The organism is Streptomyces sp. BoleA5, assembly GCF_000373665.1.
Classification (GTDB): Bacteria; Actinomycetota; Actinomycetes; order Streptomycetales; family Streptomycetaceae; genus Actinacidiphila.
Genome location: NZ_KB892096.1, coordinates 49,679 through 76,537, shown reverse-complemented (window position 1 = coordinate 76,537; position 26,859 = coordinate 49,679). Strand labels below are relative to the sequence as shown.

Genomic DNA, 26,859 nt, shown 5'->3' with positions numbered 1-26,859 from the left:
AAGGGAAGGATAGGGGCGTTTACCTTCCCACGCTCATGGCAGAGGGCAGAAAAAAGCCGCGCCGGCCCGAGCGGTACGGGCCGGCGCGGCAAGCGGGTGCCGGGACGTCAGGAGCGGGGCGCCACCTTCGACAGACCGTTGATCACGCGGTCCATCGCGTCGCCGCCCGACGGGTCCGTGAGGTTCGCCAGCAGCTTCAGCGTGAAGCGCATCAGCATCGGGTGCGTGAGGCCGCGCTGCGTCGCCAGCTTCATGACCTTGGGGTTGCCGATCAGCTTCACGAAGGCCCGGCCGAGCGTGTAGTAGCCCCCGTAGGTGTCCTTCAGGATCCGCGGGTACGACTGGAGCGCCAGCTCCCGCTGGGCCGCGGTGCTGCGCGCGTGGGCCTGGACGATGACGTCGGCGGCGATCTGGCCGGATTCCATCGCGTAGGCGATGCCCTCGCCGTTGAACGGGTTGACCAGCCCGCCCGCGTCACCGACCAGCAGCAGGCCCTTGGTGTAGTGCGGCTGGCGGTTGAAGGCCATCGGGAGGGCCGCGCCACGGATCGGCCCGGTCATGTTCTCCTCGGTGTAGCCCCACTCCTCGGGCATCGAGGCGCACCAGGCCTTCAGCACCTCGCGCCAGTCCAGCTCCTTGAAGGAGGCGGAGGTGTTGAGGACGCCCAGGCCCACGTTGGACGTGCCGTCGCCCATGCCGAAGATCCAGCCGTAGCCGGGCAGCAGCCGCGGGTCGCCCGGGACGCGCCGGTCCCACAGCTCCAGCCACGACTCCAGGTAGTCGTCGTCGTGCCGCGGGGAGGTGAAGTACGTGCGGACGGCCACGCCCATCGGGCGGTCCTCACGGCGGTGCAGGCCCATCTGGAGGGAGAGCCGGGTGGAGTTGCCGTCCGCGGCGACCACCAGCGGGGCGTGGAAGGTGACCGGGGTCTTCTCCTCGCCCAGCTTGGCCTCGACGCCGGTGATGCGGCCGGTGCGCTCGTCGCGGATCGGGGCGCCCACGCTGCAGCGCTCGTACAGCCGGGCGCCGGCCTTCTGCGCCTGCTGGGCGAGGAGTTCGTCGAAGTCCTCGCGCTTGCGCACGAGCCCGTAGTCGGGGAACGAGGCCAGGTCCGGCCAGTCCAGCTGCAGCCGGACCCCGCCGCCGATGATGCGCAGGCCCTTGTTGCGCAGCCAGCCGGCCTCCTCGGAGATGTCGATGCCCATCGCGACGAGTTGCTTGGTCGCGCGGGGCGTCAGGCCGTCGCCGCAGACCTTCTCGCGCGGGAAGGCGGTCTTCTCCAGCAGCAGGACGTCGAGTCCCGCCTTCGCCAGGTAGTAGGCCGTCGTCGAGCCCGCGGGCCCGGCACCTACGACGATCACATCGGCGCTGCGTTCCGAAGCGGCGGTCTCGGTCACGGTGCTCCTCGCTGCTCTGGGCTGATGCGGGCCTGTCTGCGGCCGGCCGGCGGCCGGACCGGACCCGTGCAGTCTATGTGGCCGCTTCCGCGCGCGGGCCGGGCGCCCCGGCTTAGCGCACCGCGCGGTGCAGGGCCACGATGCCGCCCGACAGGTTGCGCCATGCGACCTTCGACCAGCCGGCCTTCTGCAGTCGCGCGGCGAGGCCGGGCTGGTCGGGCCAGGCCCTGATGGACTCGGCGAGGTAGACGTACGCGTCGGGGTTGCTGCTGACCGCCCGGGCGACCGGCGGGAGCGCCCGCATCAGGTACTCGGTGTAGACCGTGCGGAACGGCGCCCAGGTGGGGTGGCTGAACTCGCAGATGACGACCCGGCCCCCGGGCCGGGTGACCCGCAGCATCTCGCGCAGCGCGGCGTCGGTGTCGTGCACGTTGCGCAGCGCGAAGGAGATCGTGACGGCGTCGAAGACCCCGTCGGCGAATGGCAGCCTGGTCGCGTCGCCCGCGGTGAGCGGGAGGAAGGGGTGGCGGCGCTTGCCCTCGCGCAGCATGCCCAGGGAGAAGTCGCACGGCACGACCCGGGCGCCCGCCTCGGCGAAGGGCAGCGAGGAGGTGCCCGTACCGGCGCCGAGGTCCAGCACGCGCTCGCCGGGACGGACGGCGAGGGCCTGCGCGACGACCTTGCGCCAGCGGCGGTCCTGGCCGAGCGACAGCACGTCGTTGGTCAGGTCGTAGTTGGCCGCGACGTCGTCGAACATCGCGGCGACTTCGTGCGGCTGCTTGTCCAGGGAGGCTCGGGTCACGCCCCCCATTCTTCACCCGGCGGCCCCGCGCCCCGCGCAGGGGCCCCGGCGGCGGTCGCGGAACGCCGTACGGCGCGGCCCGCGTGGGCCGGTCAGGCCCTGCGGTGCAGGAGCCGGCCGGCCACGACGGTGGCGAGGCAGGCGCCGTGCTCGTCGAAGACTGCGAAGTCCGCCCGGGCGCCCGGCTCCAGGGGCGGCGCCTGGCGCGCCGGCAGCAGCCCGCTGCGGTCCAGGGCGGAGCGCAGCGCGGGGTCGGCGGGGGCGGTGGCGACGGCGGTGACCCCCCGCCGCAGCAGGGCGTGCACGCGTTCGCGCGGAGTGGGGGCCGGCGGGAGTTCGCCCTCGTGGGTCAGGCCCGGACGCAGCGCGCCGGGCCAGTCGCGGACGCGGGCGCCCGGATGGGCCGCCCGTACCGCGTCGAGGGGGCCGACGGCGGCGAGCAGGCCGCCGTCGGCCACCAGGGCCGTGCCGTCGGTCCCGGAATGGATCGTCAGCATCGGCGGGGTCAGGAGGTGCTGAGCAGCTTCAGCTCCGGGTGCGCCGTGCCGCCCTCGATGGCGGTCGACGACAGGTGGGAGACGACGTGGTCGTCGACCGGGTCGTTCGCCGGGTCGTCGTGGACGACGAGGTGCTCGTAGGTGGTGGCGCGCTGGGCGGGGACCCGGCCGGCGGCGCGGATCAGGTGGATCAGCTCCATGCGGTTGGAGCGGTGCTTGGCGCCGGCCGAGGAGACCACGTTCTCCTCCAGCATCACCGAGCCGAGGTCGTCGGCGCCGTAGTGCAGCGACAGCTGGCCGACCTCCTTGCCGGTGGTGAGCCAGGAACCCTGGATGTGGGCGACGTTGTCCAGGAAGATCCGCGCGATGGCGATCATCCGCAGGTACTCGAAGAGCGTGGCCTGGGTCCGGCCCTTCAGGTGGTTGTTCTCGGGCTGGTAGGTGTACGGGATGAAGGCGCGGAAGCCGCCCGTACGGTCCTGGACGTCGCGGATCATGCGCAGGTGCTCGATGCGCTCGGCGTTGGTCTCGCCGGTGCCCATGAGCATCGTGGAGGTCGACTCCACGCCGAGCCCGTGCGCGGTCTCCATGATCTCCAGCCAGCGCTCGCCGCTCTCCTTCAGCGGGGCGATCGCCTTGCGCGGGCGGGCCGGCAGCAGTTCGGCGCCGGCGCCCGCGAAGGAGTCCAGGCCCGCGGCGTGGATGCGGGTGATGGCCTCGTCCACCGGCACCTTGGAGATGCGGGCCATGTGCTCGATCTCGGACGCGCCGAGGGAGTGGATGACCAGCTGCGGGAAGGCCTGCTTGATGGCGCTGAAATGCTTCTCGTAGTACTCGACGCCGTAGTCGGGGTGGTGGCCGCCCTGGAACATGATCTGGGTGCCGCCGAGTTCGACGGTCTCCGCGCAGCGGCGCAGGATGTCGTCGAGGTCGCGGGTCCAGCCCTTGGCGGTGTCCTTGGGCGCGGCGTAGAAGGCGCAGAACTTGCACGCCGTCACGCAGACGTTGGTGTAGTTGATGTTGCGCTCGATGATGTACGTCGCGATGTGCTCGGTACCCGCGTAGCGGCGGCGGCGCACGGCGTCGGCGGCGGCGCCGAGGGCGTGCAGGGGCGCCGAGCGGTAGAGGTCGAGCGCCTCCTCGGGGGTGATGCGACCGCCGTCGGCGGCGCGGTCGAGGACGGACTGGAGGTCGGCGTTCTCGCTCACCGGGCATCCTTCCGAGGGGTGTGACGGACCCGCCCAGCCTACGCCAGGGGGTCAGCCGCCCTGCCTCCTGAGGTCCCCTTCCGGACGGCCGGCCAGGGAGTCGCCCGAACGGTAGTGCAGGGAGCCGTCCGCGTTGAGGGTGAACCGCTCGTCGGCCGAGCCGTCCGAGCAGACCCCGGGATGCGGGTTGGTGCCGCCGCTGGTGTCGAGCACGACGCTCTTCGCGGTGGCCTCGGCGAGCTTCCAGTCGCCGCTGCAGTCGTAGGACTGGCCGAGCAGGTCCAGCACGCTCTTGTCGCGGCCGACGACCGCGCCGACCGTGCCCTCGCGCAGGGTGATCTCCATCGTCCCCGGCACCCCGTGGGCGGTGACGGTGTCGCCCTTCCAGGTGCCGGCGAAGGCCTTCGGGAGGGCGTCCAGGCGCGGTTCGGACGCCGCCGGCGAGGACGGTGCCGGGGGCGACGACGCGGCCGAGGACGCCGGTGTGGTCCCGGAGCCCGCGCTCCGCGAAGGGGTGCGCTCGCCGCCCTTGGCCTGGTTCGAGCCGTCGAGGAGCCCCGGCAGCACGAGCGCCAGGGTCACGGCCGCCGCGAGCAGCACGATCCCCGTCGCGGCCAGCGCGGCGACGCGGCCGCGACGGCCCGGAGCGGGGGCGGGCGGTGGCGTGGCGGCGAACGGCGGTGCGTCCTGGGGCTCGGTCAGCGAGGGCGGCGGGCCGAACGACCCGTAGGAGGGGTGCGCACCGTACGAGCCGTGGCCGCCACCCGGTCCCCCGGCGGTCCCTTCGGGGCTGCCGGCGGCCGGGCCCGGGTGCGGGGTGGGTTCGAGGTCGAGCAGTTCGACGGCCTGCCGCCCCAGGCGCTCCGTCAGCGGGGCGGCCAGCCAGCCGGCCCGCACCAGCGATGCGGCGTCGCCGCCGGGCGCCAGCAGTTCGGCGAGCCGGCGCGGCGTCGGGCGCACCGCGGGGTCCTTGGCGAGGCAGGACTCCGCGATCCGGCGCAACTCCTCGGGGACGCGGTCGAGTTCCGGCTCCTCGTGGGCGACCTTGTAGAGCAGGACGGCCGCGCTGTCCCCCGTGAAGGGGCCGCTGCCGGTCGCGGCGAAGGCCAGCACCGCGCCGAGCGCGAAGATGTCGGCCGCGGGGCCGGTGGGTCTGCCGGTGACCTGCTCGGGCGCCATGTAGCCGGGCGAGCCGACGACCACCCCCTTGCTGGTCAGGGCGGCCGTGGCGTCCATGGCACGGGCGATGCCGAAGTCGATCAGCACGGGACCGTCGAGCGAGAGAAGCACGTTGGACGGTTTGATGTCGCGGTGCACCAGCCCCCGGCCGTGCACGGCCTCCAGCGCCTCGGCCAGTCCGGCGCCCAGCGCCCGCACGCCCCGCGGCGACAGCGGCCCGAAGGTGGCGACGGCCTCGGACAGGGCGGGACCGGCGACGTACCGGGTGGCCACCCACGGGACCGGCGAGTCGGTGTCGGCGTCCAGCACCGGCGCGCTCCACACGCCGCCGACCCGGCGCGCCGCGTCGACCTCGCGCTGGAACCGGGTGCGGAACTCCAGGTCGTCCGCGAGTTCCGAGCGCACCACCTTCACGGCCACCGTCCGGCCGCCGGGGCTGCGCCCCAGGTAGACCCGGCCCATCCCGCCGGCGCCCAGCCGGCCCAGCAGACGGTACGGGCCGATCGACGAAGGGTCGTTCGCTTGCAGGGGCTGCATCTGCGCGCCTCTCGCCGGTGCGGAAGGTCAGTGGAGTTGTACCCGTGGCCGCCGTGGTCACCCCAGCCTTCGCGGCGGGGACCGGAGCGGATCCGGCGCCCGGCGCCGCGGCCGGGCCGTCGCCGATCGTAGTGGGCCCGCCGGGCGGGCCCCGGGCCGGCGGCGGGGTGCCGCCGGCCGGTTGCGGGGGTCAGCTCCCGGCACCCAGCAGTTCGACGCGCGCCTGCTCCGGGAAGCCCACCCGGCGGGCGAACTCGGCGATGCCGGTGAGCTGCTCGGGGCCGAGCGAGAAGTCCAGGGTGGTGAAGTAGCGCTGGAGGGTGTGGGCGTCGAAGGACTCCCAGCGGGCGGCCTGCTCGGCGACCTTCTCCACCTCCTCCATGCTCAGGTCGCGGGAGGAGAGGAAGGCCCGGTGCACGTCGTGCACCACGCCGGGAAGGGACTCCAGGTAGTCGCGGCGGGCGGCCCACACGGCGAAGACGAAGGGCAGCCCCGTCCACTCCTTCCACATCAGCCCGAGGTCGTGGACCTCCAGGCCGAGCAGCGGCGCGTCGTGCAGCGAGGCGCGCAACGCCGCGTCCCCGATCAGGACCGCGGCCTGGGCCTCCTGCATCATCAGCGAGAGGTCGGGCGGGCAGGTGTAGTACTCGGGCTCCACCCCGTACTGCTCGGCGAGCAGCAGTTGGGCGAGCCGGACCGAGGTCCGGCTGGTGGAGCCGAGGGCGACCCGGGCGCCGTCCAGGGCGCTCAGCGGGACCTGGCTCACGATCACGCAGGACATCACCGGGCCGTCGCAGCCGACGGCGATGTCCGGCAGGGCGATCAGCTCGTCGGCGTGCCGGAGGTACTCCATGAGGGTGATCGGACCGACGTCCAGGTCCCCGGAGACGAGCTGGGCGCTGAGCTTCTCGGGCGTGTCCTTGGTCAGCTCCAGGTCGAGCAGGGCACCCGTCCGGGCTAGTCCCCAGTAAAGGGGGACGCAGTTCAGGAACTGGATGTGCCCGACGCGGGGCCGGGTCCGGCGCACGCCACTGGCGGATGGAAGAGGCGCAGATTTGTCCACATCAGGAGGCTAGACCCCCGCGCAGGTGAACTTCAGGCGGGTCCCCGGCTCCGCGCCGGGCGCCCGGAGACCGGCACGGCGTTCACTCCGCGTTCGCGCCTCGCGCGGCGCGTGTGAAATCGGATCTTGTCGCTCTTCCCCGCCGCAGATGCTCCGTGCTACTGTCGTCGCAAGTTGCAGTTTGGTTTCCCTTGCAGTACAGAGCCTGCGGAGCATGTGACCGCGGGCTTTTGTAGTTTTCAGACTTCTTGCAGTGAGCAGGGCAGGTTCTGGAGCAGGGCAACCCTTTGGCCCAAGGAGGGCTTATGGCTACCGGAACCGTCAAGTGGTTCAACGCCGAGAAGGGCTTCGGCTTCATCGCCCAGGACGGCGGCGGCCCCGATGTCTTCGTCCACTACTCCGCGATCAACGCCTCCGGCTTCCGTTCGCTGGAGGAGAACCAGGCGGTGACCTTCGACGTCACGCAGGGCCCGAAGGGCCCGCAGGCGGAGAACGTCGTCCCCGCCTGATCGCGGACTGACGTGCAGTAACCGATAAGCAGTACCCAAGGAGCCCCGCACACATCGTGCGGGGCTCCTGCCTTTCGCGGGCGCCCGCGGTCGGAGCCCGGCACCATGCGATTCGATCCCGTGTGCGAAGTCGGTGGCGGCCGCCGCGCGGCGCGGTTTCACGGGGCGCGGCGAGATGGCCCGATTACTCCGCGAATTCCACCGACCACACGATGAATCACCTTGTGGGCTGCGTGAGGGAAACGCGTAAATCGCGCCGCCCGTAACCGGGCCGGCTGCCTCACGTCGGAGTCAGGCCCGCCCGCGCCCCCTTGCGGCGCGTCGACCCGCCCGCCCCGGCTCTCGGCATGGGTGAACGTTACTTTCGGTAACCTTCTCGGGCCGGCGGCGGCCTTCGGATCGCCGGCGCCCCGATCGGGGCCGGTACGCTGCGGGACGGCGGCCGTCCCCCACACCGCCCCATCAGCGGCATCGGCCCAGCCGTCGGGGTGGTCGGCGGTGTGCGTGAAGAAGCCGCGGAGCCCGCTCCACAGCCTTCCTCGCGGTTCAGGTGGAGGGACGGCAACGGCGTGCCGACGCATGCCCGTTCGGCGGTGCCGCGACCGCCGCGCCGGGCATCTGCCGTTCGCGGACCTCTCCGGGCACCCGCCCGCGGGTCACCCCCGCCCCCGACCGGCCCCCGGGTGTGTCAGCTGCCCTGCGTCGCCGCGCGCGCGGCGTCGTCCGCCTCGTCCTCCTGGGAGGCGCTGGCGGCGAGGTTCGCCCTGGTGCGCTCGACGCGCGCGGAGACCTGCACGGAGGCCGCCTCGCGCGCTCCACGCAGCACGACGAAGCTGAGCGGCGCGCTGATCACCAGCGCGAGCAGCATCACCCACAGCAGGTTGGAGTCGCCGAGGCCGGAGGGCAGTACGCGGACGTAGACCAGGCCCCAGATCACCAGGAAGCAGGCCGCGAACAGGCCGAGACGCATCAGGGAGTAGCGCAGCATGGGGCTCGGCTTCCAGCTCACGGTCGTTGCCACTTCCTTCGTTTCCCTCGTTCCGGCCTGCGGGACGTACCGGACGTACCCGTATCAGTGAAGCACGGGCCCGCGGCGGTCAGGTCAGCGGGAGCCACATCGTGATGTCGTCCCGGTCGTCACCTGCGGCGACGCGTATCGCCGCGGGGACACGCCCCACCTCCTTGTAGCCGGCCGAGGCGTAGAAGCGCTCCAGTCCCATGCCGCCGCGGCAGGTGAGCTTCAGCCCTTCCAGGCCCAGGTCGCGGCCGGCCCGCTCCGCCGCCAGCATCAGCTCCCAGCCGTGCCCGCGGCCCTGCAGGGACGGGTCGACCATCACCGTGTACAGCCAGGCCCAGTGCCTCATCAGCCGGTGGGTGTTGAAGGTGAGGAAGGCCGAGGCGGCGAGCCGGTCGCCGTCGAACCCGGCGACCATGTGCGCCCTGCCCTCGGACAGCGCCGAGTAGTGCCGTTCGGCCTCGAGGACGACGTCGGTACGGGTCACCGGCGCGACGAAGCCGACGGCGCCGCCCGCGTTGGTGACGTCGGTCCACAGGGAGACGAGCTGTTCCCGCAGACCGGGGGTGAGCTCGGGGTCGAGGGTGAAGCGCAGTGCCATGGCGCACACCCTAGGCACCGGGGCTGACGGCATTCGACGGGCGTCCGGACGCCGGACGACATCGGGGTGAAGGCGAAGCCTCGGTACGCCGGGGCGCGCGAGGGTACGCCGGGGCGCGCCGCCGACACGCGGCGACGCACCCCCGGTTCCGTCCCGCGGGCGGTCTCACACGCGCATCGGCTGCGGCGACTCGCGGCGCGCCGCGTCGGGACCGGGGTACTCGCGGATGATCTCGTACCGGGTGTTGCGCTCGACGGGGCGGAAGCCCGCGTCCTGGATGAGCTCCAGCAGGTCGTCCCGGGTGAGCTTGTTGGGCGTCCCGTAGTTGTCGGCGTCGTGCGTGATCTTGTACTCGACGACCGAGCCGTCCATGTCGTCCGCGCCGTGCTGCAGCGCCAGCTGGGCGGTCTGCACGCCGTGCATGACCCAGAACACCTTCACGTGCGGCACGTTGTCGAACAGCAGCCGGGAGACCGCGAAGGTCTTCAGCGCCTCGGCGCCGCTGGCCATCGTGGTGCGCGCCTGGAGGGTGTTGCGGACCTTGCCGTCCTTCAGGTCCACGAAGTCGTGCTGGTAGCGCAGCGGGATGAAGACCTGGAAGCCGCCGGTCTCGTCCTGCAGTTCGCGCAGCCGCAGCACGTGGTCCACCCGGTGCCGGGGCTCCTCGATGTGCCCGTACAGCATGGTGCACGGGGTCTTGAGGCCCTTCTCGTGCGCCAGGCGGTGGATGCGCGACCAGTCCTCCCAGTGGGTGCGGTGGTCGACGATGTGCTGCCGCACCTCCCAGTCGAAGATCTCGGCGCCGCCACCGGTCAGCGACTCCAGGCCGGCCTCGATGAGCTCGTCCAGGATCTCGCTCGCGCTCATCCCGGAGATCGTCTCGAAGTGGTGGATCTCGGTGGCGGTGAACGCCTTCAGCGAGACGTGCGGCAGCGCCTCCTTGAGCGCCTTCAGCGAGCGCGGGTAGTAGCGCCACGGCAGCGTCGGGTGGAGGCCGTTGACGATGTGGAGCTCGGTGAGGTTGTCGCCCTCCATCTCCTTCGCCAGCCGGACGGCCTCCTCGATGCGCATCGTGTAGGCGTCCTTCTCCCCCGGCTTGCGCTGGAAGGAGCAGTAGGCGCAGGAGGCGGTGCAGACGTTGGTCATGTTGAGGTGGCGGTTGACGTTGAAGTGGACGACGTCGCCGTTCTTCCGCGTCCGCACGTGGTGGGCGAGACCGCCCAGCCAGGCCAGGTCGTCGGACTCGTAGAGGGCGATGCCGTCCTCGCGGGTCAGCCGCTCACCCGCGTAGACCTTCTCCTCCAGTTCGCGCTTGAGCCCCGCGTCCATCGTCCGCCTCGCCTTCACCATCCGAAATCGACCGTTCGACCTTACGCCTAGATGCTCTCGGGGAGTTCCCCGACCCGGTTCTCCCACTTCGTGGAGAGCACGACCGTGGTGCGGGTGCGGGCGACGCCCTTGGTTCCGGACAGCCGGCGGATCGTGTGCTCCAGGCCGTCCACGTCGGGGACCCGCACCTTGAGCATGTACGAATCGTCGCCGGCGATGAACCAGCAGTCCTCGATCTCGTCCAGGTCGCGCAGCCGGGTGGCCACGTCCTCGTGGTCGGCGGCGTCGCTGAGCTGCAGCCCCACCAGCGCGGTCACCCCGAGGCCGAGGGCCGCGGGGTGGATCGTGGCGCGGTAGCCGGTGATCACTCCGGCCTGCTCCAGCCGGTTGATCCGGTCGGTGACGCTCGGTCCGGACAGGCCCACCAGCCGGCCCAGCTCGGCGTACGAGGCCCGGCCGTTCTCACGGAGGGCCTGGATGAGCTGCCTGTCCACCGCGTCCATCAGACTGGACCCCTTCATTCATGCCACGACTGAGCTGTCAGGACAAGAATCTAAGGCATCCACGGGGATGTTCCCTGCGCATCAATCCGCGGCAGCCCCGTCGACCCCGGCCCCGGCGGCGCCCAGCTCGCCCTCCCAGCGCCGGTACAGCTTGTGCGGCACCTGTACGGCGTCCAGCACCCGGCCCGCGACGAAGTCCACCAGGTCCTGGATGTCCCTGGCCCCCGCGTAGAAGGCGGGCGAGGCCGGCAGCACCACGGCGCCCGCCTCGTCCAGCGCGACCAGGTGCCGCAGGGTCTGGCCGCCGAGCGGCGTCTCCCGTACGGCGACGACCAGCGGCCGCCGCTCCTTGAGGGTGACGCTCGCCACCCGCTGCAGCAGGTCCTTGGAGAGCCCGAGGGCGACGCCCGCCACGCAGGCCGTGCTCGCCGGCACGATCAGCATCCCCTTGACCGGGTACGAACCCGAGCTCGGCCCCGCCGCGAGGTCCCCGGCGGACCAGTACCGCACCCGGCTCAGATCGGTCTCGAACCGGTCGGGGGTGCCGTCCGCGCCGCGGGCCAGCCAGCGGGCCAGGTCCTCGCGCCAGTGGGCGTCCCGGAAGGGCGCCCCGGTCTCGTCCAGGACGGTGAGCCGGGCGGCCCGGCTGACCACCAGGTCCACCGCCTCACCGGCGTGCAGCAGCGCCCGCAGCACCGCCGCGGCGTACGGCGTCCCGGAGGCCCCGGAGACCCCGACCACCCACGGTGTCCCGCGCTCGCTGTCGTCCATGCCGCGAGCCTATCCGGCCACTCGTACAACCTTCCGGCCACCTCGCGGGTCCAGTTCTCGTTCACGTGCCGACCGAGGAGTACGTCATCAACGCCACGCGCAAGGGCATCGCCGCCTTCGGCTGTGCCGCCTTCATCGCCACCACCGCCGCCTGCGGCACCGCCGGCGACCTGAGCGCCGGTGCCAGGCTCCAGCGGGCGCTCGACCGCCTCGGCGAGCAGAAGGCCGTCACGGTGTCCGTGGGCTTCGACGGCAGCGAGCAGCGCATCTGGTCCGCGCTCAAGGGCTCGGACGGATTCACCCGGGCCGACGCGAGGATGCTCGCCGGTCTCGACGTCTCGCTGTCCGTGAGCGCCGCCCGGCCGCTGAAGGACCTCAAGGACGACAAGGACGTCAAGGACGACAAGGACGTCAAGGCGGAGGGCGCCTCGGTGGCGCTGCGGGTCTCGTTCGGCCGGGGCGAGGACCTGATGGAGATGCGCAGCCTGTCGGACGGGAAGACCTATCTGCGGGTGGACGTGCAGCAGTTCCTGTCGCTCGCGGACGATCTCGGCTCCGCGCAGAGCAAGGACGGCATGAAGGGCTTCCGCACGTTCCTCGACGCCGCGGACGACCTGCCCTCCTCCTACAGGTCGGTGAAGGACGCGCTCGGCGGCAAGTGGATCTCCGTCGACCCCGTGGCCTTCAAGGAGTTCTCCCGGAGCATGGCCGCGGCCGGCCCGGCCGGATCGCCGCTCCCGGACACCCCGGAGCTGGACGCCGGGACGCAGGAGCGGATCACCAAGGCGCTGCGCCGGGCCCTGGAGCGCAACGCGAAGATCACCGACGCCGGCACCAAGGACGGCGCCGACATCGTCAAGGTCACCGTCCCCGCGGGGAAGACGGCCGACGCGCTCGCCGACGCCCTGGAGCCGCTGGCGGACAAGCTGCCCGATGGGGTCTCGCCCTCCGACCTGAAGGACGTGCCCGACAAGGACGTCACCGTGGACGTGGCCGTCAAGGACGGCACGCTGTCGGCGATCAGCCTCGACCTCGACCAGTTCGACTCCGGTGACGAGATCCACGGCGCGCTGCCGCTGACCGTCGGCTTCGCCCCCGACGCGGCGCCCGTCGCCGCTCCGGCCGGCGCCACCCCGCTCGACCCGCAGGACGTCATGGGCGCCATGATGCAGTTGATGATGGGCGGAATGGACGAGTAGGCCCGGGAACCGCCACCGATGCCCTTGTCGTTGTCTACCGTGAGGGAAGCCTGGCCGGACAGGCGGGCGGTGGACAACCACGAGGGGGGACCTGTGGCGTACGAACCCGTCGCCGGCCATGACGCCGGCGACGCCCGGCGGCGCGTCCGCGGCAGCGCCGTACCGGGTCCCGGAGAGCGTGCGAAGACCGCCGCGGCGGTCATGTTCATCTGGGTGGGGCTGCTCTGGCTGATCGAGTGCGTCGACGTGCTGACCCATCACGCCCTCGACACCTTCGGCATCGTGCCGCAGCAGATCGGCGAGCTGCGCGACATCATCCCCGCCGCGTTCATCCACTTCGGCTTCGACCACGTGGCCGCCAACAGCCTGCCGCTGCTCGTGCTGGGCTTCCTCGCGGGGCTGCGCGGCATCGGCCGCCTGATGAGCGTGGTCTTCGTGATCATCATGACGAGCGGCGGCGGGGTCTGGCTGGTGGCCCCGCCGCACACCAACACCGCGGGTGCCTCCGGCGTCGTCTTCGGCCTGTTCGGCTACCTGCTGGTGCGCGGCTTCGTCGACCGGCGCCTGATCGACATCGCGGTCGGCCTGATCGTCGCGGTGGCGTACGGCTCGATCCTGTGGGGCGTCCTGCCCAGCGCGCAGGGGGTCTCCTGGCAGGGCCACCTCTTCGGCCTCGTCGGCGGCGTCGTGGGCGCGTTCCTCTTCCGGGACCGCCCCGCCGACGGGTTGATCAGATGACGCCGTAGGATCCCGGGAACGAAGCGACGGGGGGCGGTTCTCCATGGCCGATTTCAGCAAGCACGAGGACGTACCACCGCGGGACACGGCACCGCCCGTGCCGCCGCAGGGTCAGGCGCAGGGTCCCCAGGCCGTGCCGCCGCCCCCGTACCGGCCGCCCGCCCCGCCGCCGCCCCCGTACGGCTACGCGCACGGGCCGCTGCCGTACCCGCCCCCGCCGATGCGGCCGCCCACCACGCCGGCCATGTGGGCCCACCTGGGCGCGCTGCTCACCCTCGTGGCGGGCACCAGTGTCACCTGCCTCGGCTGGGCGCTGGCCTGGGTGGCCCCGCTGATCGTCCGTTCCCAGCAGCAGAACAAGCACGACCCCTTCATCCGGCACCACGCCGCCCAGGGGATCAACTACGGCATCACCACGGCCATCGTGGGCCTGCTGGCCATCGCCGGTTACGCCGGCGGCATCGCCGGCCTGATCGCGTACGACGACGGCGGACCGGGCTGGCTGCCCGCCGTGGGCTTCGGCCTGCTGGCCCTGGCCGTGCTGCACCTGCTGGCCGGGCTGGTCCTCTGCATCGTCGGCAGCACCAAGGCCAACACCGGCCAGTGGTGGAGCTACCCGAAGTTCTTCGCCCTGCCGTTCGTGCGCGGCTGAGCGGTCGCGGCCGACCGCGGCCCGGGCGTCAGACGCCCAGGCCGCGCACCGCGAGGTCCAGCAGGGCGCAGAGGAACAGCGCCATGCCGATGAAGCCGTTGACCGTGAAGAACGCCCGGTTGAGCCTGCTGAGGTCGCCCGGCTTCACGATGCTGTGCTCGTAGACGAAGGCGCCGCCCACGATCAGCATGCCGACCCACCAGAAGGCCCCGGCGCCGACCGCGAGTCCGTACCAGACGAGCAGCGCGGTCGTCACCGCATGGCTCACCCGCGCCCCGTACAGCGCGCCGTCGACGCCGAAGCGGGCCGGCACCGAGCGCACCCCGTGGGCGCGGTCGGCCGCGACGTCCTGGCAGGCGAAGATCAGGTCGAAGCCGCCGATCCACACCCCCACCGCGAGGCCGAGGATCACCGCGTCCCACGACCAGGAGCCGGAGACCGCGAGCCAGGCGCCGACCGGGCCCATGGCCTGGGCGAGGCCGAGGATGGCGTGCGGGTAGTCCGTGAACCGCTTGCCGTACGGGTAGACCACCATCGGGACCACCGCGATCGGCGCCAGCGCCAGGCACAGCGGGTTGAGCAGCGCCGCGGCACCCAGGAAGAACACCACGGCGATCAGCGCGCCGGTCCACGCCGAGCGCACCGAGACGGCGCCGGTGACCAGTTCGCGTCCCGCGGTGCGGGGGTTGCGGGCGTCGATCTCGCGGTCGATGATCCGGTTGCAGGCCATCGCGAAGGTGCGCAGGCCCACCATGGCGACCGTGATGAGGAAGAGCTGCCACCAGTGCACGGACCGGTCCTCGGCGAACATCGCGCTGAGCGCGGCGATGTAGGCGAAGGGCAGCGCGAAGACCGAGTGCTCGATCATCACCAGCCGCAGGAACGCCCGGACCTTGCCGTCCGGACGGGGAGAGGGTCCGAAGAGATCCGGGGTCGCGGATTCGGCGCTCACAGGCCGTACTCCTTCCAGCGGCGGTCGACCTTCGCGGCGGTCTCCGGGTCGGAGAGCACCATCTCGGGCCAGCCGCCGTCGCGGGTGTAGCCCTCCTCGGGCAGCTTCCGGGTCGCGTCGATGCCCGCCTTGCCACCCCAGAACTGCTGGTACGAGGAGTGGTCGAGGTGGTCCACGGGACCCTCGACGACCGACAGGTCGCGGGCGTAGTCGGTGTTGCCCAGCGCCCGCCAGGCGACCTCGTGCAGGTCGTGCACGTCGCAGTCGGCGTCGACCACGACGATCAGCTTGGTCAGCGACATCATGTGCGCGCCCCAGATGGCGTGCATGACCTTCTGGGCGTGCTTGGGGTACTTCTTGTCGATCGAGACGATCGCGCAGTTGTGGAAGCCGCCCGCCTCCGGCAGGTGGTAGTCCACGATGTCCGGCACGATGACCTTCAGCAGCGGCAGGAAGAAGCGCTCGGTCGCGCGGCCCAGCGGGCCGTCCTCGGTCGGCGGCCGGCCCACCACGATGGACTGCAGCAGCGGGCGCCTGCGCATCGTCACGCAGTCGATGGTCAGGGCCGGGAAGGGCTCCTGCGGGGTGTAGAAGCCCGTGTGGTCGCCGAACGGCCCCTCGGGCAGCATCTTCCCGGGCTCCAGCCAGCCCTCCAGGACCACCTCCGCCTGGGCGGGCACCTGGAGCGGCACGGTCTTGCAGTCGACCATCTCGATGCGCCTGCCCCCGACGAAGCCGGCGAGGAGATACTCGTCGATGTCGCCCGGCAGCGGCGCGGTGGAGGCGTACGTCACGGCGGGCGGGCAGCCGAACGCGATGGCCACCGGCAGGCGTTCGCCGCGCCGCTGGGCCACCTGGTAGTGGTTGCGGCTGTCCTTGTGGATCTGCCAGTGCATGCCGATGGTGCGGCGGTCGTGCCGCTGCAGCCGGTACAGGCCCAAGTTGCGCACGCCGGTCTCGGGGTCCTTGGTGTGCGTCAGGCCGAGGTTGAAGAAGGAGCCGCCGTCCTCGGGCCAGGTGAACAGCGCGGGCAGCGCGTCCAGGTCGACGTCGTCGCCGGTGAGCACGACCTCCTGGACGGGGGCGTCCTTCACCTTCTTCGGCGGTACGTGCGTCATCCCGGCGAGCTTGCCGAAGGCCTCGCGCACGCCCACGAAGCCGTGCGGCAGCTCCGGCTTGAGCAGCCCGCCGATGCGGTCGCCGATGTCGGCGTAGGACGTCAGGCCGAGCGCCTTCAGCAGCCGCCGGTCGGTGCCGTAGACGTTCATCGCCAGGGGCATCGAGGAGCCCTTGACGTTCTCGAACAGCAGCGCCGGGCCGCCCGCCTTGTTGACGCGGTCGACGATCTCACCGACCTCCAGGTACGGGTCGACCTCTGCCTTGACGCGCTTGAGGTCCCCCTCCTTCTCCAGGGCCCTCAGCAGCGAGCGAAGATCGTCGTAAGCCATGCGGTCCAGTATCCGGCACGCACTACCCTGTACCCGTCACCGGGGCCCTGCCGCGCCCCGCCGCCGCTGCCTGGGGGGCACCTCCGCGATGATCCGGTACATCCCGTTCCTGCTGGTGCTGGCGTTGTGGATCTACGCCTTCATCGACTGCCTCAACACGCCCGAGGAGCAGGTACGCGGCCTCCCCAAGGTCGTCTGGGTCATCGTCATCCTGCTCTTCGGCGAGGTGCTGATCGGCCCGATCGCCTGGCTGGTGGCCGGCAAGCACCGCACGGCCCCGGCGGGCGGGAGCACGCCCGCGGAATGGCACCGCAACCACCGCACGCAGTGGGTCGCGCCGGACGACAACCCGGAGTTCCTGCACTCGCTGCGCGAGGAGAACAAGAAGGACGAGCAGCTGCTCAAGAGCTGGGAGGCCGATCTGCGGCGCCGCGAGGAGGAGCTGCGGCAGCGCGAGAGCGGCTCCGGCGACGGCCAGGACAACCAGCCGCGCGGCTGATCCTGCGGGACACTGGGCGTCATGGACGACGCGCGGACAATGCTGGCGACGGCCGTCGCGGAGGCCCGAGCGGGCCTCGCGGAGGGCGGTGTCCCGATCGGGGCGGCGCTGTACGGCCCGGACGGCCGCACGGTGCTGGGTCGCGGCCGCAACCGCCGTGTGCAGGACGGCGACCCGTCCATGCACGGCGAGACGGCGGCGTTCCGCGCCGCCGGGCGGCAGCGCACCTACCGCGGCACGACGATGGTGACGACGCTGTCGCCGTGCTGGTACTGCAGCGGCCTGGTCCGGCAGTTCGGGATCTCCCGGGTGGTCGTCGGCGAGGCCCGCACCTTCCACGGCGGCCACGACTGGCTGGCGGAGCACGGGGTGGAGATCGTGCTGCTGGACGACCCGGAGTGCGTCGCCCTGATGACGGACTTCGTCGCGGCCCGTCCCGACCTGTGGAACGAGGACATCGGCGCGTGATCCCCACCATCGACCTCGGGCCCTGGCTCACCGGCGACGCCGCCGCCCGGGCCCGCATCGCCGCCACCGTGGACGAGGCACTGTGCTCGGCCGGCTTCCTGCTGGTCACCGGGCACGGCGTCGACCCGGGACTGCGCGCCGCGATCCGGGAGGCCGCCCTCGGCTTCTTCCGGCTGCCCGCCGCCGTCAAGGAGCCGTACGCGGTGCGGGTGGGCGGCCGGGGCTGGCTGGGCCCCGGCGCGGAGGCCAACGGCTACGCGGAGGGCACGGCCACCCCTCCGGACCTGAAGGAGTCCTGGTCCTTCGCCGCCGAGGAGCCGAGCGGCGACCCGGCGGTGGACGCCGAGTGGTTCCTGCCCAACGTCTGGCCGGCCGAGGCGCCGGGGCTGCGGCCGCTGGTGAGCGCGTACGTGGCGCGGATGCGCGGACTCTCCGACCACCTGCTGGAGCTGCTGGCCGCCGCGCTGGGCGGCCCCGGGGACCTGTTCACCCGGCACACCCGCCATCCCACCTGGGGCTTCAACATCAACTGGTACCCGGGCACCAACGTGGTCGGGCCGCCGGAGCCGGGCCAGTTCAGGATCGGCCCGCACACCGACTTCGGCACGGTCACGGTGCTCGACCGCCAGCGGGGCAGGGGCGGTCTCCAGGTCCACACCGAGGAGGACGGCTGGCAGGACGCGCCCTGGGAACCGGACTCCTTCACCGTCAACATCGGGGACCTGATGGCCCGCTGGACCGGCGACCGCTGGCGTTCCGGACGGCACCGCGTGCTGCCCCCGCCGGCCGACGCCCCGGCGGAGGAGCTGATGTCGCTGGTGTGGTTCTACGAGTGCGATCCGGGAACCCGCGTCACGCCGCTGCCCGCGCCCGTGGGCAGGCACGCGTACGAGCCGGTGGACTCGCACGCGTACCTGCGGGCGAAGCTGGACGCTATCGGCCTGGGCTGAACCCCGGCCGGTGGGCTCAGACGCCGGCGTAGGAGTGCTTGCCGGTGATGAAGATGTTCACGCCGTAGTAGTTGAACAGGAAGCAGGCGAAGGCGAGCAGCGCCAGGTAGGCGGCCTTGCGGCCCTTCCAGCCGGCGGTGGCCCGGGCGTGCAGGTAGGCCGCGTAGACCACCCAGGTGATGAAGGACCAGGTCTCCTTGGGGTCCCAGCCCCAGTAGCGGCCCCAGGCCGCCTCGGCCCAGATCGCACCGGCGATGATCGTGAACGTCCACAGCGGGAAGACCATGGCGTTCACGCGGTACGCGAACTTGTCCAGGCTCGCGGCCGACGGCAGGCGGTACATGATGTTCGCCCAGGCGCCCTCGTTGCTGCCGCCCGGGGCCGCGAGGCCGGTCTCGTAGCGGTCGCGGAAGAGGTAGAGCACATTGGAGACCGCGCCCAGGTAGAGCACCGCGCCGGAGATGATGGCGCAGGAGACGTGGATCCAGAGCCAGTACGAGTGCAGGGCCGGGACCAGCTGGTCGCTGTCGGTGTAGAGGACCGAGACGGCGAGGCCGAGGTCGAGCAGCACCGAGGTGGTCAGGAAGAGCCCGATCCAGCGCACCTTCTTGCCCAGCAGGAGCAGCACCAGGTAGGCGGTGACCGCCGTGGCGCCGAAGGTGGTGGAGAACTCGTACATGTTGCCCCAGGGGGCGCGCTGCACCGAGACCGCGCGGGACACGACGCCGCCCACGTGCAGCGCCCACGCCAGCACGGTCAGGGACACCGCGATGCGGCCGTAGAGGTCGCCCTGCTCGGTGTCGCCTGCCGCGCCGGGACCGTCGGCGATGCCGCGGTCACTGGCGGAGGCCCGGGTGACGACCTCGGGCCGCGTCAGGGTGGCGGTGCCGCCGCCCTGCTTCACGGTCACGGTGACCGCGGGCGCGGACCCGGCGGCGGGGGCGAGCGCGGCGGAGGTCCTGGCGACCTTGCTGCGGCTGCCGAAGACCCACTCCGCGATGTGCGCGAGGAAGGCCAGCGTGTAGACCGCCATCGCCGAGTAGATCAGTAGGTTGCTGATGTGGGCGACGTTCTCGTTGACCGCGGCAGCGGTGGTCACGCGCGCGCTCCTTCGTCGTGGGGCAGGGGATCTTCTGAGGGTTCGGGGTCCACCGCGGGCAGCGGCGGGGCCGTGGCCGTGAGGCCGGCGGCGAGTTCGCCCAGTTCGTCGGCGATCCGCGCCGACTCGCTGCGGCCGAGTCCGGCCAGCTCGACGACGGTGGTGCCGTCGTCGCCGCGTACCGCGCGCACCCAGACCCGGCGGCGCTGGATGAACAGCGAGCCGGCCAGCCCGGCGATCGCGGCCACGGCGCTGATCAGCGCCCAGCCGTTGCCGACCTGGTGGGAGACCTGGAAGGTGGCCCAGGTCTTGACGCCGTCGAAGGTGAGCGAGCCGTCGCCGTCGGGCAGCGCGAGGCTGTCGCCCGGCCGCAGCATGTCGTTGAGGATCTCGCCGTCGGCGTCCTTGTACTGCTTCATCTTCTTCGTGTCGAGCTGGTACACGTTCTGCGGCAGACCGGCGTCCACGCCCAGGTCGCCGTGGTAGGCGGTCAGGACCAGCACCGGGTAGTCCAGAGCGGGGAAGGTCGAGTGCGGCCCCTGCCGCGCGTCCAGCGCGAAGGTCGGTGTGAACAGACCCTGGAACGCGTACTGCGTCTTCCTGCCGGCGTGGTCGCGGACGTCCATCGCCTTGATCACGCCAGGCGAGGTCTGGTTGCCGTCCCGCGGCAGGAACGGGACCGGGCCCTGGAAGACGACGTTGCCCTGCCCGTCCTTGACGGTGACGACGGGCGCGTAGCCGTGGCCGATCAGGTAGACCTTGGAGCTGCCCACCTCCAGCGGCTCGTTGACCTCGATGGCGGACTTCGTCTGCTTGCCGCCCGGGCTCGTCCAGTAGCGGATGTTGGCGCGGAAGGTGCGCGGGGTGCCCTTCTGGGGGCCGCTGCGCGCGTACGAGGCGTTGAAGCCGTCCAGCTTGAAGCCGAAGGTGTCCAGGTCGTCCGCGCTGTAGAAGGTGCCCGGCTTGAAGTCGTCGTACTGGGTCAGCGTGTTGTTGAAGCCGTCGCCCTCGACGATCAGCTTGCCGCCCTCGGCCTTGAACAGCCCGCCCACCGCGAAGGAGATCAGCAGCCCGAACAGGGCGACGTGGAACAGCAGGTTGCCGGCCTCGCGCAGGAAGCCCTTCTCCGACGCGACCGCCGAACCGACGGTCTGGGTGCGGAAGCGGCGGCCGCGCAGCAGGCGCTGCGCGGAGGCGAGCACGGCCTCCGGCTCGGCCTCGGTGCGCCAGGTCGCGTACGCCGGGAGCCGGGTGAGGTGGCGCGGCGCCGCCGGTGGCTTGGCGCGGAGCTGGCCGACGAACTGCCAGCTGCGCGGGACGATGCAGCCGGCGAGCGAGACGAACAGCAGGATGTAGATCGCCGAGAACCACACCGAGCTGTAGACGTTGAACAGCCCGAGCTTCTCGTACAGCGGCGCCACCGTGGTGTGGGCGTCCTTGAAGTTCTGCGCCTTGATCTCGTCGACGCTCGTCTGCGGCACCAGCGAACCGGGGACGGCGGCCAGCGACAGCAGGAAGAGCAGGATCAGCGCCACCCGCATCGAGGTGAGCTGACGCCACGTCCAGCGCACCCAGCCCCCGGCCTCGCGGCCGGTCCAGGCGAGCGCGCCGGCCGTGCCCGGCTTGCGGACGCCGCCGAAGGAGCCGGGGACGGCCTGGCCGAGGTCCTCGACGGGCGCTGTCGACAACTGTGCGCCGGCCGCGCCGAGGTCGGCACCGGTGTCCGCCGCCGCGCCGGGGGGTGCCCCCGCGGTGTCTTTGGAGCTCATGGATCAGATCCCTGGAGTGAAGCCGGACGACCAGATCTGCATCTGGTAGACGATGTGGTCCCACACGCCGGTGACGAGCAGCAGGCCCACGGCGACGAGCATGCCACCGCCGATCCGCATCACCCACACGTAGTGGCGCTTGACCCAGCCGAAGGCGCCGAGCGCGCGGCGGAAGGCGACGGCCGCCACGATGAACGGCAGGCCGAGGCCGAGGCAGTAGACGGCGGTGAGCAGCGCGCCGCGGCCCGCGCTGGCCTCGTTGAAGGCGAGCGCGTTGACGGCGGCCAGGGTCGGGCCGATGCACGGGGTCCAGCCGATGCCGAAGAGCAGGCCGAGCAGCGGCGCCCCCACCAGGCCCATCGTGGGCCTGCGGTGGAAGCGGAACTCGCGCTGGGTGATGCCGCCCACCAGGCCCATGAAGGCCAGGCCCATGACGATGGTGAGCGCGCCGAGCACCTTGCTGATGACCGCCCTGTGCTCCTGCAGCGTCCAGCCGAAGTTGCCGAACAGCGCGCCGCCGGAGACGAACACGGCGGTGAAGCCGAGGACGAACAGCGAGGCGCCCGCGAGCATCCGGCCGCGCCGGGCCTCGGCCAGGTCGGTGCCGGTGACGCCGGTCACGTACGACAGGTAGCCGGGGACGAGCGGCAGCACGCACGGCGAGAAGAACGAGACCAGGCCGCCGAGGAGCGCGATCGGCACGGCGGCGAGCAGGGCGCCGTTCAGCACGGTCTGGTTGGCACCGGCGGCGAGTGCGCTCACGTCACTTCTCCGCGATCACCGGGTCGAGGACCTCGTGCAGCTCGTCGGCGCTGAGTTCCTTCAGCGCGCGCACCGCGATCTTCCCCTGGCGGTCGATGATCAGCGTGGAGGGAATGGCCTGCGGGTTGACGCTGCCTTTGGGGAAGCGCAGCACCAGGTCGCCGGACGGGTCGTAGAAGCTCGGGAAGGGGATGGCGAACTCCTTCTCGAAGGCCTTGGCCTGCGCGGTCTGCAGATCCCGGGTGTTGATGCCGAGGAACTGCACGCCCTGGGACCCGGTCTCCTTCGCCACCTTCGCCAGGTGCGGCGCCTCGGCCCGGCAGGGCGGGCACCACGAGCCCCAGATGTTGAGGACGACGACCTTGCCCTTGTGGTCGGCGAGGCTCAGCGGGGCGCCCTCCACGGACTTCCCGCTCAGCTCCGGCGCGGCCACCCGGTGCCCCGGCTCGACCGTGGAGATCTCACCCGTCCCGCCGACGTAGTTCGTCCCGGAGCCGGTGCCGTTGGAGGACGCGGTGGAGGTCGAGCAGGCCGTGACGGCCAGCGCGAACGCGGCTGCCCCGGCGAGTGCGGCGGCACCGCGGAGCGGACGGCGTCGGAGGGCGCGCGTAGGACTCATGTGAAAAGTTTCGCATGAGGCCGGGGGCGATCTTACGCACCCCCGACAGCTTTGCCGAAAGCGGCAAATGCCCCAAGTAAGCGACGGTTAATCGCGGCCCCGGCCAGGTGTGCGAACCGGTCGGATCGGACGCTCAGGAGAAGGAAGGGGAGACAGAGGGCGAAGGGGACTTGGAGGAACGTTCCTGCGCGAGGAATCGGCGCCAGCCGCCCGCCGGGCGCTGCCCCGGCCCGAGGGTGCGCAGCTTCGCCAGGACCGCCGGGTCCTGCGCGTCCAGCCAGTCCACGAACTGGCGGAACGACACCAGCCGCACGTCCCGGTGGTCGGCGATCCGCCGGAGCGCCTCCTCGACGGCGTCCATGTAGATCCCGCCGTTCCACTGTTCGAAGTGGTTGCCGATGAACAGCGGCGCCCGGTTGGTCTCGTACGCCCGGCTGAAGCCCGCCAGGTAGGCGTCTCGGGCCTGCCGCTGCCAGGCGGGGTAGCGGGCGGGGTTGCCCCGCGTGGAGTTCACCGACTGGTTGGCCAGCATGTTGTAGTCCATCGACAGCACCTCGAAGGAGCGGCCGGGGAAGGGGACCGCCTGCAGCGGCAGGTTCCACAGCCCGTGGCTCTTGCCCGGCCACACCTGCAGACCGCCCGGTCCGCTGGCGTCGTAGCGCCAGCCCAGGCGGGCGGCGGTGGGCAGCAGTGAACCCTGGCCCAGCAGGCAGGGCGTACGGCCGCCGACCAGTTCCTTGCGGTAGTCGAAGGGCAGCGGGGGCAGGTCGGTGAAGCCGGTGTGGGTTCGCCACTTCTCCACGAAGCCGACGGCCTGTTCGATCTCGCTGCGCCAGTCGGCCGGGCTCCAGCGGCCCACCGAGCCGGACCCCGCGCAGAAGTGGCCGTTGAAGTGCGTGCCGATCTCATGGCCCTCCAGCCAGGCCAGCCGCAGTTGCTCCAGGGTGACGCGGATGTGGGCGTCGGTGAGGTAGCCGATGTCGGAGGCGCCCACGGGATTGCGCGGCGGCTTGTAGAGCCGCTTCTTCGACTCGGGGAGCAGATAGACGCCGGAGAGGAAGAAGGTCATCTTCGCGTCGTGCTCGACCGCGAGCTTCCGGAACCGCTCGAAGAGCCCGTTGTCCAGTTCGCCCGCCCCGTCCCAGGAGAAGATCACGAACTGCGGCGGCTTCTCCCCCGGTTCCAGGCGCTCCACCACGGGCTGGTGCGGCTGCGGCCCGGTGTCGGCCGTGGAACCGTCACCTATCGTCCGCACCGACGGGGACGGGGAGGGCGACACCCGCGGGCTGCCCGCGGACGGCGTCGGCGACGGCGGGGACCCCCCGTTCGTGTGCCGGTCGCCGGGGCCCTCCCCGGCGCAGCCCGCCAGTCCGGCGGCGGCCGCTCCGGCCGCCAGGCCCAGTACTCCTCGTCGGCTGATGTCCCGCATTCCGCGCCCCAATCCCCGTGCCGTGCCTCGGCCCCATCGCGCTAGATGCCATGGCCGTCGGGCAGGTTCCTTCCCGGGGCGAGGAAATTCACCGCCTCGGAGCCCCGGATCGGGCCGGGCGGCGGCCGTCGCGGAGCGTGCGCGGTGGCGCCGGTCTCCGTGACCGGCGCCACCCGGGAACGGCTACGCGCCGAAGCCCTTGCTGCCGCCCTTGACCGGCTTCGCCCCGGCCAGCAGGTGCGCGGGGACCAGGTCGCGGGCGGGCTCGGTGTAGCCGACGGAGACGATCCGGTCGCCCTCGAACGTGAAGGACGTCAGGCTCGCCAGGGTGCACTGCCGCTTGCGCGGGTCGTGCCACAGGCGCCGCTGCTCGACGGCGCTGCGCACGATCCAGATCGGCAGCTGGTGGCTGACGCACACCGCCTCGTGGCCGCGCGCCGCGTCCCGGGCCGCCTCCAGCGCCGCCGTCATGCGGACGACCTGGTCCGCGTAGGGCTCGCCCCAGCTCGGCCGGAGCGGGTTGACCAGGTGCTTCCAGTTGGCGGGACGCTTGAGCGCGCCGTCGCCGACGCCGAAGGTCTTGCCCTGGAAGACGTTGTCGGCCTCGATCAGCCGCTCGTCGCGCGCGACGTCGAGGCCGAGGACGGCGGCGATCGGCGCCGCGGTCTCCTGGGCGCGCTCCAGCGGGGAGGCGACGACATGGCGGATGTCGCGGCCCGCGAGGTGCTCGGCGACCCGGTCGGCCATCTTCCGGCCCAGGTCGGACAGGTGGTAGCCGGGCAGACGCCCGTAGAGCACGCCGGTGGGGTTCTCGACCTCGCCGTGCCGCATCAGGTGGACGACCGTGATCTCGCTCATGCCGTGGCCTCCGCGGCGGCTCGGGCGGCGGCCGGCAGGGCCGCTGCGACGCGCTCGACGGCGGCGCCGTCGTGCGCCGACGACACGAACCACGACTCGAAGGCGGAGGGCGGCAGGTACACGCCCTGGGCGAGCATCGCGTGGAAGAAGGCGGTGAAGCGGAACGCCTCCTGCTGCCTGGCCTCGTCGTAGTTCGTCACCCGGTCCTCGGTGAAGAACACCGAGAACATGTTGCCCGCCGTCTGCAGGCGGTGCGCCACGCCCTCCTTGGCGAGCGCGGCGGTGACCAGGCCCGACACCTCCGCGGCGACGGAGTCGACGGTCTCGTACACCGCGTCGTCCAGCAGCCGCAGCTGGGCGAGGCCCGCGGCGGTGGCCACCGGGTTACCGGAGAGCGTGCCCGCCTGGTAGACCGGCCCGGCGGGCGCGAGGTGCGCCATCACGTCGGCACGGCCGCCGAACGCCGCGGCGGGGAAGCCGCCGCCCATCACCTTGCCGAAGGTCACCAGGTCGGGGCGCACGCCGTCGATGCCGTACCAGCCGGCCTTCGAGACGCGGAAGCCCGTCATGACCTCGTCGGAGATGTAGAGCGCGCCGTTGTCGCGGCAGAGGTCCGCCAGGCCCTGGTTGAAGCCCTCGGAAGGCGGCACGACGCCCATGTTGCCGGGCGACGCCTCGGTGATCACGCAGGCGATCTCGCCGGGGTGGGCGGCGAACGCGGCCCGTACCGCCCCCAGATCGTTGTAGGGGATCACGATCGTGTCGCCGGCCTGCGCGCCCGTCACCCCGGGGGTGTCCGGCAACCCGAACGTGGCAACACCGGAACCCGCGGCGGCCAGCAGGGCGTCCACATGACCGTGGTAACACCCCGCGAACTTGATCACCTTGGCCCGGCCCGTGAACCCGCGCGCCAGCCGGATCGCCGACATCGTGGCCTCGGTGCCGGAGGAGACCAGCCGTACCTGCTCCACCGGCGCGACGCGCGCCACGATCTCCTCGGCCAGTTCCACCTCGCCCTCACCGGGAGTGCCGAAGGACGTACCCCGCGCAACCGCCGCCTGCACGGCGGCGATCACCTCGGGGTGGGCGTGGCCGAGGATCATCGGCCCCCACGAGCAGACGAGGTCGACGTATTCGCGACCATCCGCGTCCTTCAGGTAGGGACCCGTTCCGGACACCATGAACCGGGGCGTACCGCCCACGGCACGAAAGGCGCGTACCGGGCTGTTCACCCCACCAGGGGTCACGGCGGCTGCTCGATCGAACAAGGTCTGAGAAACTGGCGCTTCGTAGGCGTACGGATAGCTCACAAGCACATGCTCTCAAATGCCGGGCGTTGCGCGACGAGGTATCGACCGTGCATCTGAGACGATGATCGGGTTGCGCGGTTGGGTCTGCGGATGGTCGGGTAGTGGAATGCAGCGCGGTGGCGAACGCGGTGACGTGGGCGACGGGTCGGAAGACCCGGGCGCGGAGCACGCCCGCCCCACCGGTCGGCGCCGCCGGCCGCCGAAAGAGCGCGACAGGGCCGTTGAGAAAAGCGGGAGCAGGGGTGGCCGAGTGGGGGTGACCTACAAGTACTTCGGCGCGCCCGACGGCGCCACCGCCGCTCGGGTCCCCATCTCGATGCGACCCGAGGAACTCGGCGGCGACGAGCTGGGTCAGGGCATGTACACCAAGGTCAAGCCGGAGACGATGGCCGCGATGGTGCTGACCGGGATCGAGGGCATACCCCCGGCGAAGGTCCCGCCGCTGGAACTCGTGGTGCTCCATCCCGACTACGCCGTCGTCAAACTGCCCCATTCCGTCGTCGAGCCGTTGCGCAAGGCCGACGAGGAGGCCCTCGGCGCCGCCGCCTTCATCTGGTCCACCGTCCCCGACCGCCGAGGACCGCGGGACGCGTTCATGATCTACAAGATGCTGCACGAGTGGCAGGACTTCGCCCAGCGCTGCCACGAGAGCGGGCACCAGCTGTACTGCCTGGTGTGGCCGTGACAGACGCCGGG

The 26,859-nt window shown here is 71.9% G+C and carries 28 protein-coding genes; 8 read left to right on the top strand and 20 right to left on the bottom strand.

Annotated elements, in window-relative coordinates; all coding sequences use genetic code 11:
* Positions 1-107: 107 nt before the first annotated feature.
* From B085_RS0111855 to B085_RS0111830, 6 genes are all read right to left on the bottom strand, one after another.
* Positions 108-1,397, bottom strand: a complete 1,290-nt coding sequence (locus B085_RS0111855; protein ID WP_018558787.1) for a geranylgeranyl reductase family protein — start codon at positions 1,395-1,397, stop codon at positions 108-110.
* A 112-nt stretch (positions 1,398-1,509) separates the two neighbouring features.
* Positions 1,510-2,199, bottom strand: coding sequence for a demethylmenaquinone methyltransferase (locus tag B085_RS0111850; RefSeq protein WP_018558786.1), 690 nt, complete (start codon positions 2,197-2,199; stop codon positions 1,510-1,512).
* Between the two features lie 92 nt (positions 2,200-2,291).
* A complete protein-coding gene (locus B085_RS0111845) occupies positions 2,292-2,696 on the bottom strand; it encodes a hypothetical protein (protein WP_018558785.1) in 405 nt (134 codons plus the stop codon).
* A gap of 8 nt (positions 2,697-2,704) precedes the next feature.
* Positions 2,705-3,904: a cyclic dehypoxanthinyl futalosine synthase gene (gene mqnC / locus B085_RS0111840; RefSeq protein WP_018558784.1), complete on the bottom strand. Its 1,200-nt coding sequence runs from the start codon at positions 3,902-3,904 to the stop codon at positions 2,705-2,707.
* A 51-nt stretch (positions 3,905-3,955) separates the two neighbouring features.
* Positions 3,956-5,620, bottom strand: coding sequence for a serine/threonine-protein kinase (locus B085_RS0111835; protein WP_018558783.1), 1,665 nt, complete (start codon positions 5,618-5,620; stop codon positions 3,956-3,958).
* Positions 5,621-5,810: 190 nt separating this feature from the next.
* Positions 5,811-6,647 (bottom strand): menaquinone biosynthetic enzyme MqnA/MqnD family protein, encoded by an 837-nt coding sequence (locus B085_RS0111830; RefSeq protein ID WP_018558782.1) that lies wholly within the window; start codon positions 6,645-6,647, stop codon positions 5,811-5,813.
* 341 nt (positions 6,648-6,988) lie between these two features.
* On the opposite strand from B085_RS0111830, the gene B085_RS0111825 reads away from it, so the two are divergent.
* The gene (locus B085_RS0111825; protein ID WP_018558781.1) at positions 6,989-7,192 is read left to right on the top strand and encodes a cold-shock protein; all 204 of its coding nucleotides are present in this window, start codon (positions 6,989-6,991) and stop codon (positions 7,190-7,192) included.
* A gap of 688 nt (positions 7,193-7,880) precedes the next feature.
* Here B085_RS0111825 and B085_RS0111820 read toward each other — a convergent pair.
* The 5 genes from B085_RS0111820 to B085_RS0111795 all read right to left on the bottom strand — a co-directional run bounded on the left by B085_RS0111820 (position 7,881) and on the right by B085_RS0111795 (position 11,411).
* On the bottom strand, positions 7,881-8,180 hold the full coding sequence (locus B085_RS0111820) for a DUF4229 domain-containing protein (protein WP_018558780.1): 300 nt from the start codon (positions 8,178-8,180) through the stop codon (positions 7,881-7,883).
* Between the two features lie 109 nt (positions 8,181-8,289).
* On the bottom strand, positions 8,290-8,808 hold the full coding sequence (locus B085_RS0111810; protein WP_018558778.1) for a GNAT family N-acetyltransferase: 519 nt from the start codon (positions 8,806-8,808) through the stop codon (positions 8,290-8,292).
* A 165-nt stretch (positions 8,809-8,973) separates the two neighbouring features.
* Positions 8,974-10,137: an aminofutalosine synthase MqnE gene (gene mqnE / locus B085_RS0111805; protein ID WP_026250949.1), complete on the bottom strand. Its 1,164-nt coding sequence runs from the start codon at positions 10,135-10,137 to the stop codon at positions 8,974-8,976.
* Between the two features lie 47 nt (positions 10,138-10,184).
* Positions 10,185-10,640 (bottom strand): Lrp/AsnC family transcriptional regulator, encoded by a 456-nt coding sequence (locus B085_RS0111800; RefSeq protein ID WP_018558776.1) that lies wholly within the window; start codon positions 10,638-10,640, stop codon positions 10,185-10,187.
* Positions 10,641-10,721: 81 nt separating this feature from the next.
* The gene (locus B085_RS0111795) at positions 10,722-11,411 is read right to left on the bottom strand and encodes a UbiX family flavin prenyltransferase (protein ID WP_018558775.1); all 690 of its coding nucleotides are present in this window, start codon (positions 11,409-11,411) and stop codon (positions 10,722-10,724) included.
* A gap of 65 nt (positions 11,412-11,476) precedes the next feature.
* Here B085_RS0111795 and B085_RS0111790 point away from each other — a divergent pair, with 65 nt between their 5' ends.
* The 3 genes from B085_RS0111790 to B085_RS42125 all read left to right on the top strand — a co-directional run bounded on the left by B085_RS0111790 (position 11,477) and on the right by B085_RS42125 (position 14,000).
* Positions 11,477-12,610: a hypothetical protein gene (locus B085_RS0111790; RefSeq protein ID WP_018558774.1), complete on the top strand. Its 1,134-nt coding sequence runs from the start codon at positions 11,477-11,479 to the stop codon at positions 12,608-12,610.
* 201 nt (positions 12,611-12,811) lie between these two features.
* Entirely contained in the window at positions 12,812-13,348 is a 537-nt protein-coding gene (locus B085_RS0111785) for a rhomboid family intramembrane serine protease (protein WP_051102036.1), read from the top strand.
* Positions 13,349-13,391: 43 nt separating this feature from the next.
* Positions 13,392-14,000 carry a DUF4870 domain-containing protein gene (locus B085_RS42125; protein WP_018558772.1) on the top strand — a complete coding sequence of 203 codons (609 nt, stop codon included), beginning with the start codon at positions 13,392-13,394 and terminating at the stop codon, positions 13,998-14,000.
* Between the two features lie 28 nt (positions 14,001-14,028).
* On the opposite strand, the gene mqnP is transcribed toward B085_RS42125, so the two are convergent.
* Both mqnP and B085_RS0111765 read right to left on the bottom strand, forming a co-directional pair.
* The gene (gene mqnP / locus B085_RS0111770; protein WP_018558771.1) at positions 14,029-14,952 is read right to left on the bottom strand and encodes a menaquinone biosynthesis prenyltransferase MqnP; all 924 of its coding nucleotides are present in this window, start codon (positions 14,950-14,952) and stop codon (positions 14,029-14,031) included.
* Positions 14,949-16,400, bottom strand: a complete 1,452-nt coding sequence (locus B085_RS0111765) for a menaquinone biosynthesis decarboxylase (RefSeq protein ID WP_018558770.1) — start codon at positions 16,398-16,400, stop codon at positions 14,949-14,951. The genes mqnP and B085_RS0111765 overlap by 4 nt, the downstream gene beginning before the upstream one ends.
* Positions 16,401-16,488: 88 nt before the next feature.
* Here B085_RS0111765 and B085_RS0111760 point away from each other — a divergent pair, with 88 nt between their 5' ends.
* From B085_RS0111760 to B085_RS0111750, 3 genes are read left to right on the top strand one after another with little or no spacing between them, the layout of a single operon-like run.
* A complete protein-coding gene (locus tag B085_RS0111760) occupies positions 16,489-16,899 on the top strand; it encodes a PLD nuclease N-terminal domain-containing protein (protein ID WP_018558769.1) in 411 nt (136 codons plus the stop codon).
* Between the two features lie 21 nt (positions 16,900-16,920).
* Complete coding sequence (locus B085_RS0111755) at positions 16,921-17,367, top strand: nucleoside deaminase (protein ID WP_026250948.1); 447 nt, start codon at positions 16,921-16,923, stop codon at positions 17,365-17,367.
* The gene (locus tag B085_RS0111750; RefSeq protein WP_018558767.1) at positions 17,364-18,317 is read left to right on the top strand and encodes an isopenicillin N synthase family dioxygenase; all 954 of its coding nucleotides are present in this window, start codon (positions 17,364-17,366) and stop codon (positions 18,315-18,317) included. The genes B085_RS0111755 and B085_RS0111750 overlap by 4 nt, the downstream gene beginning before the upstream one ends.
* A 16-nt stretch (positions 18,318-18,333) precedes the next feature.
* Here the strand turns inward: B085_RS0111750 and ccsB are convergent, their stop codons facing one another.
* The 7 genes from ccsB to hemL form a co-directional block, all read right to left on the bottom strand.
* Complete coding sequence (gene ccsB, locus B085_RS0111745; protein WP_018558766.1) at positions 18,334-19,416, bottom strand: c-type cytochrome biogenesis protein CcsB; 1,083 nt, start codon at positions 19,414-19,416, stop codon at positions 18,334-18,336.
* Positions 19,413-21,185, bottom strand: a complete 1,773-nt coding sequence (resB, locus tag B085_RS0111740) for a cytochrome c biogenesis protein ResB (protein ID WP_018558765.1) — start codon at positions 21,183-21,185, stop codon at positions 19,413-19,415. Before resB ends, ccsB begins: the two co-directional genes overlap by 4 nt.
* Before the next feature lie 3 nt (positions 21,186-21,188).
* Positions 21,189-21,947 carry a cytochrome c biogenesis CcdA family protein gene (locus tag B085_RS0111735; RefSeq protein ID WP_018558764.1) on the bottom strand — a complete coding sequence of 253 codons (759 nt, stop codon included), beginning with the start codon at positions 21,945-21,947 and terminating at the stop codon, positions 21,189-21,191.
* A 1-nt stretch (position 21,948) separates the two neighbouring features.
* Positions 21,949-22,566 (bottom strand): TlpA family protein disulfide reductase, encoded by a 618-nt coding sequence (locus B085_RS0111730; protein WP_018558763.1) that lies wholly within the window; start codon positions 22,564-22,566, stop codon positions 21,949-21,951.
* 133 nt (positions 22,567-22,699) lie between these two features.
* Entirely contained in the window at positions 22,700-23,995 is a 1,296-nt protein-coding gene (locus B085_RS0111725; protein ID WP_018558762.1) for a hypothetical protein, read from the bottom strand.
* Positions 23,996-24,178: 183 nt separating this feature from the next.
* Entirely contained in the window at positions 24,179-24,853 is a 675-nt protein-coding gene (locus tag B085_RS0111720) for a histidine phosphatase family protein (protein WP_018558761.1), read from the bottom strand.
* Entirely contained in the window at positions 24,850-26,163 is a 1,314-nt protein-coding gene (gene hemL, locus B085_RS0111715) for a glutamate-1-semialdehyde 2,1-aminomutase (protein ID WP_026250947.1), read from the bottom strand. Before hemL ends, B085_RS0111720 begins: the two co-directional genes overlap by 4 nt.
* Positions 26,164-26,269: 106 nt before the next feature.
* Between hemL and B085_RS0111710 the strand changes: the two genes are divergently transcribed.
* Positions 26,270-26,848 carry a hypothetical protein gene (locus B085_RS0111710; protein WP_199789194.1) on the top strand — a complete coding sequence of 193 codons (579 nt, stop codon included), beginning with the start codon at positions 26,270-26,272 and terminating at the stop codon, positions 26,846-26,848.
* The last annotated feature ends 11 nt before the right edge of the window (positions 26,849-26,859 follow it).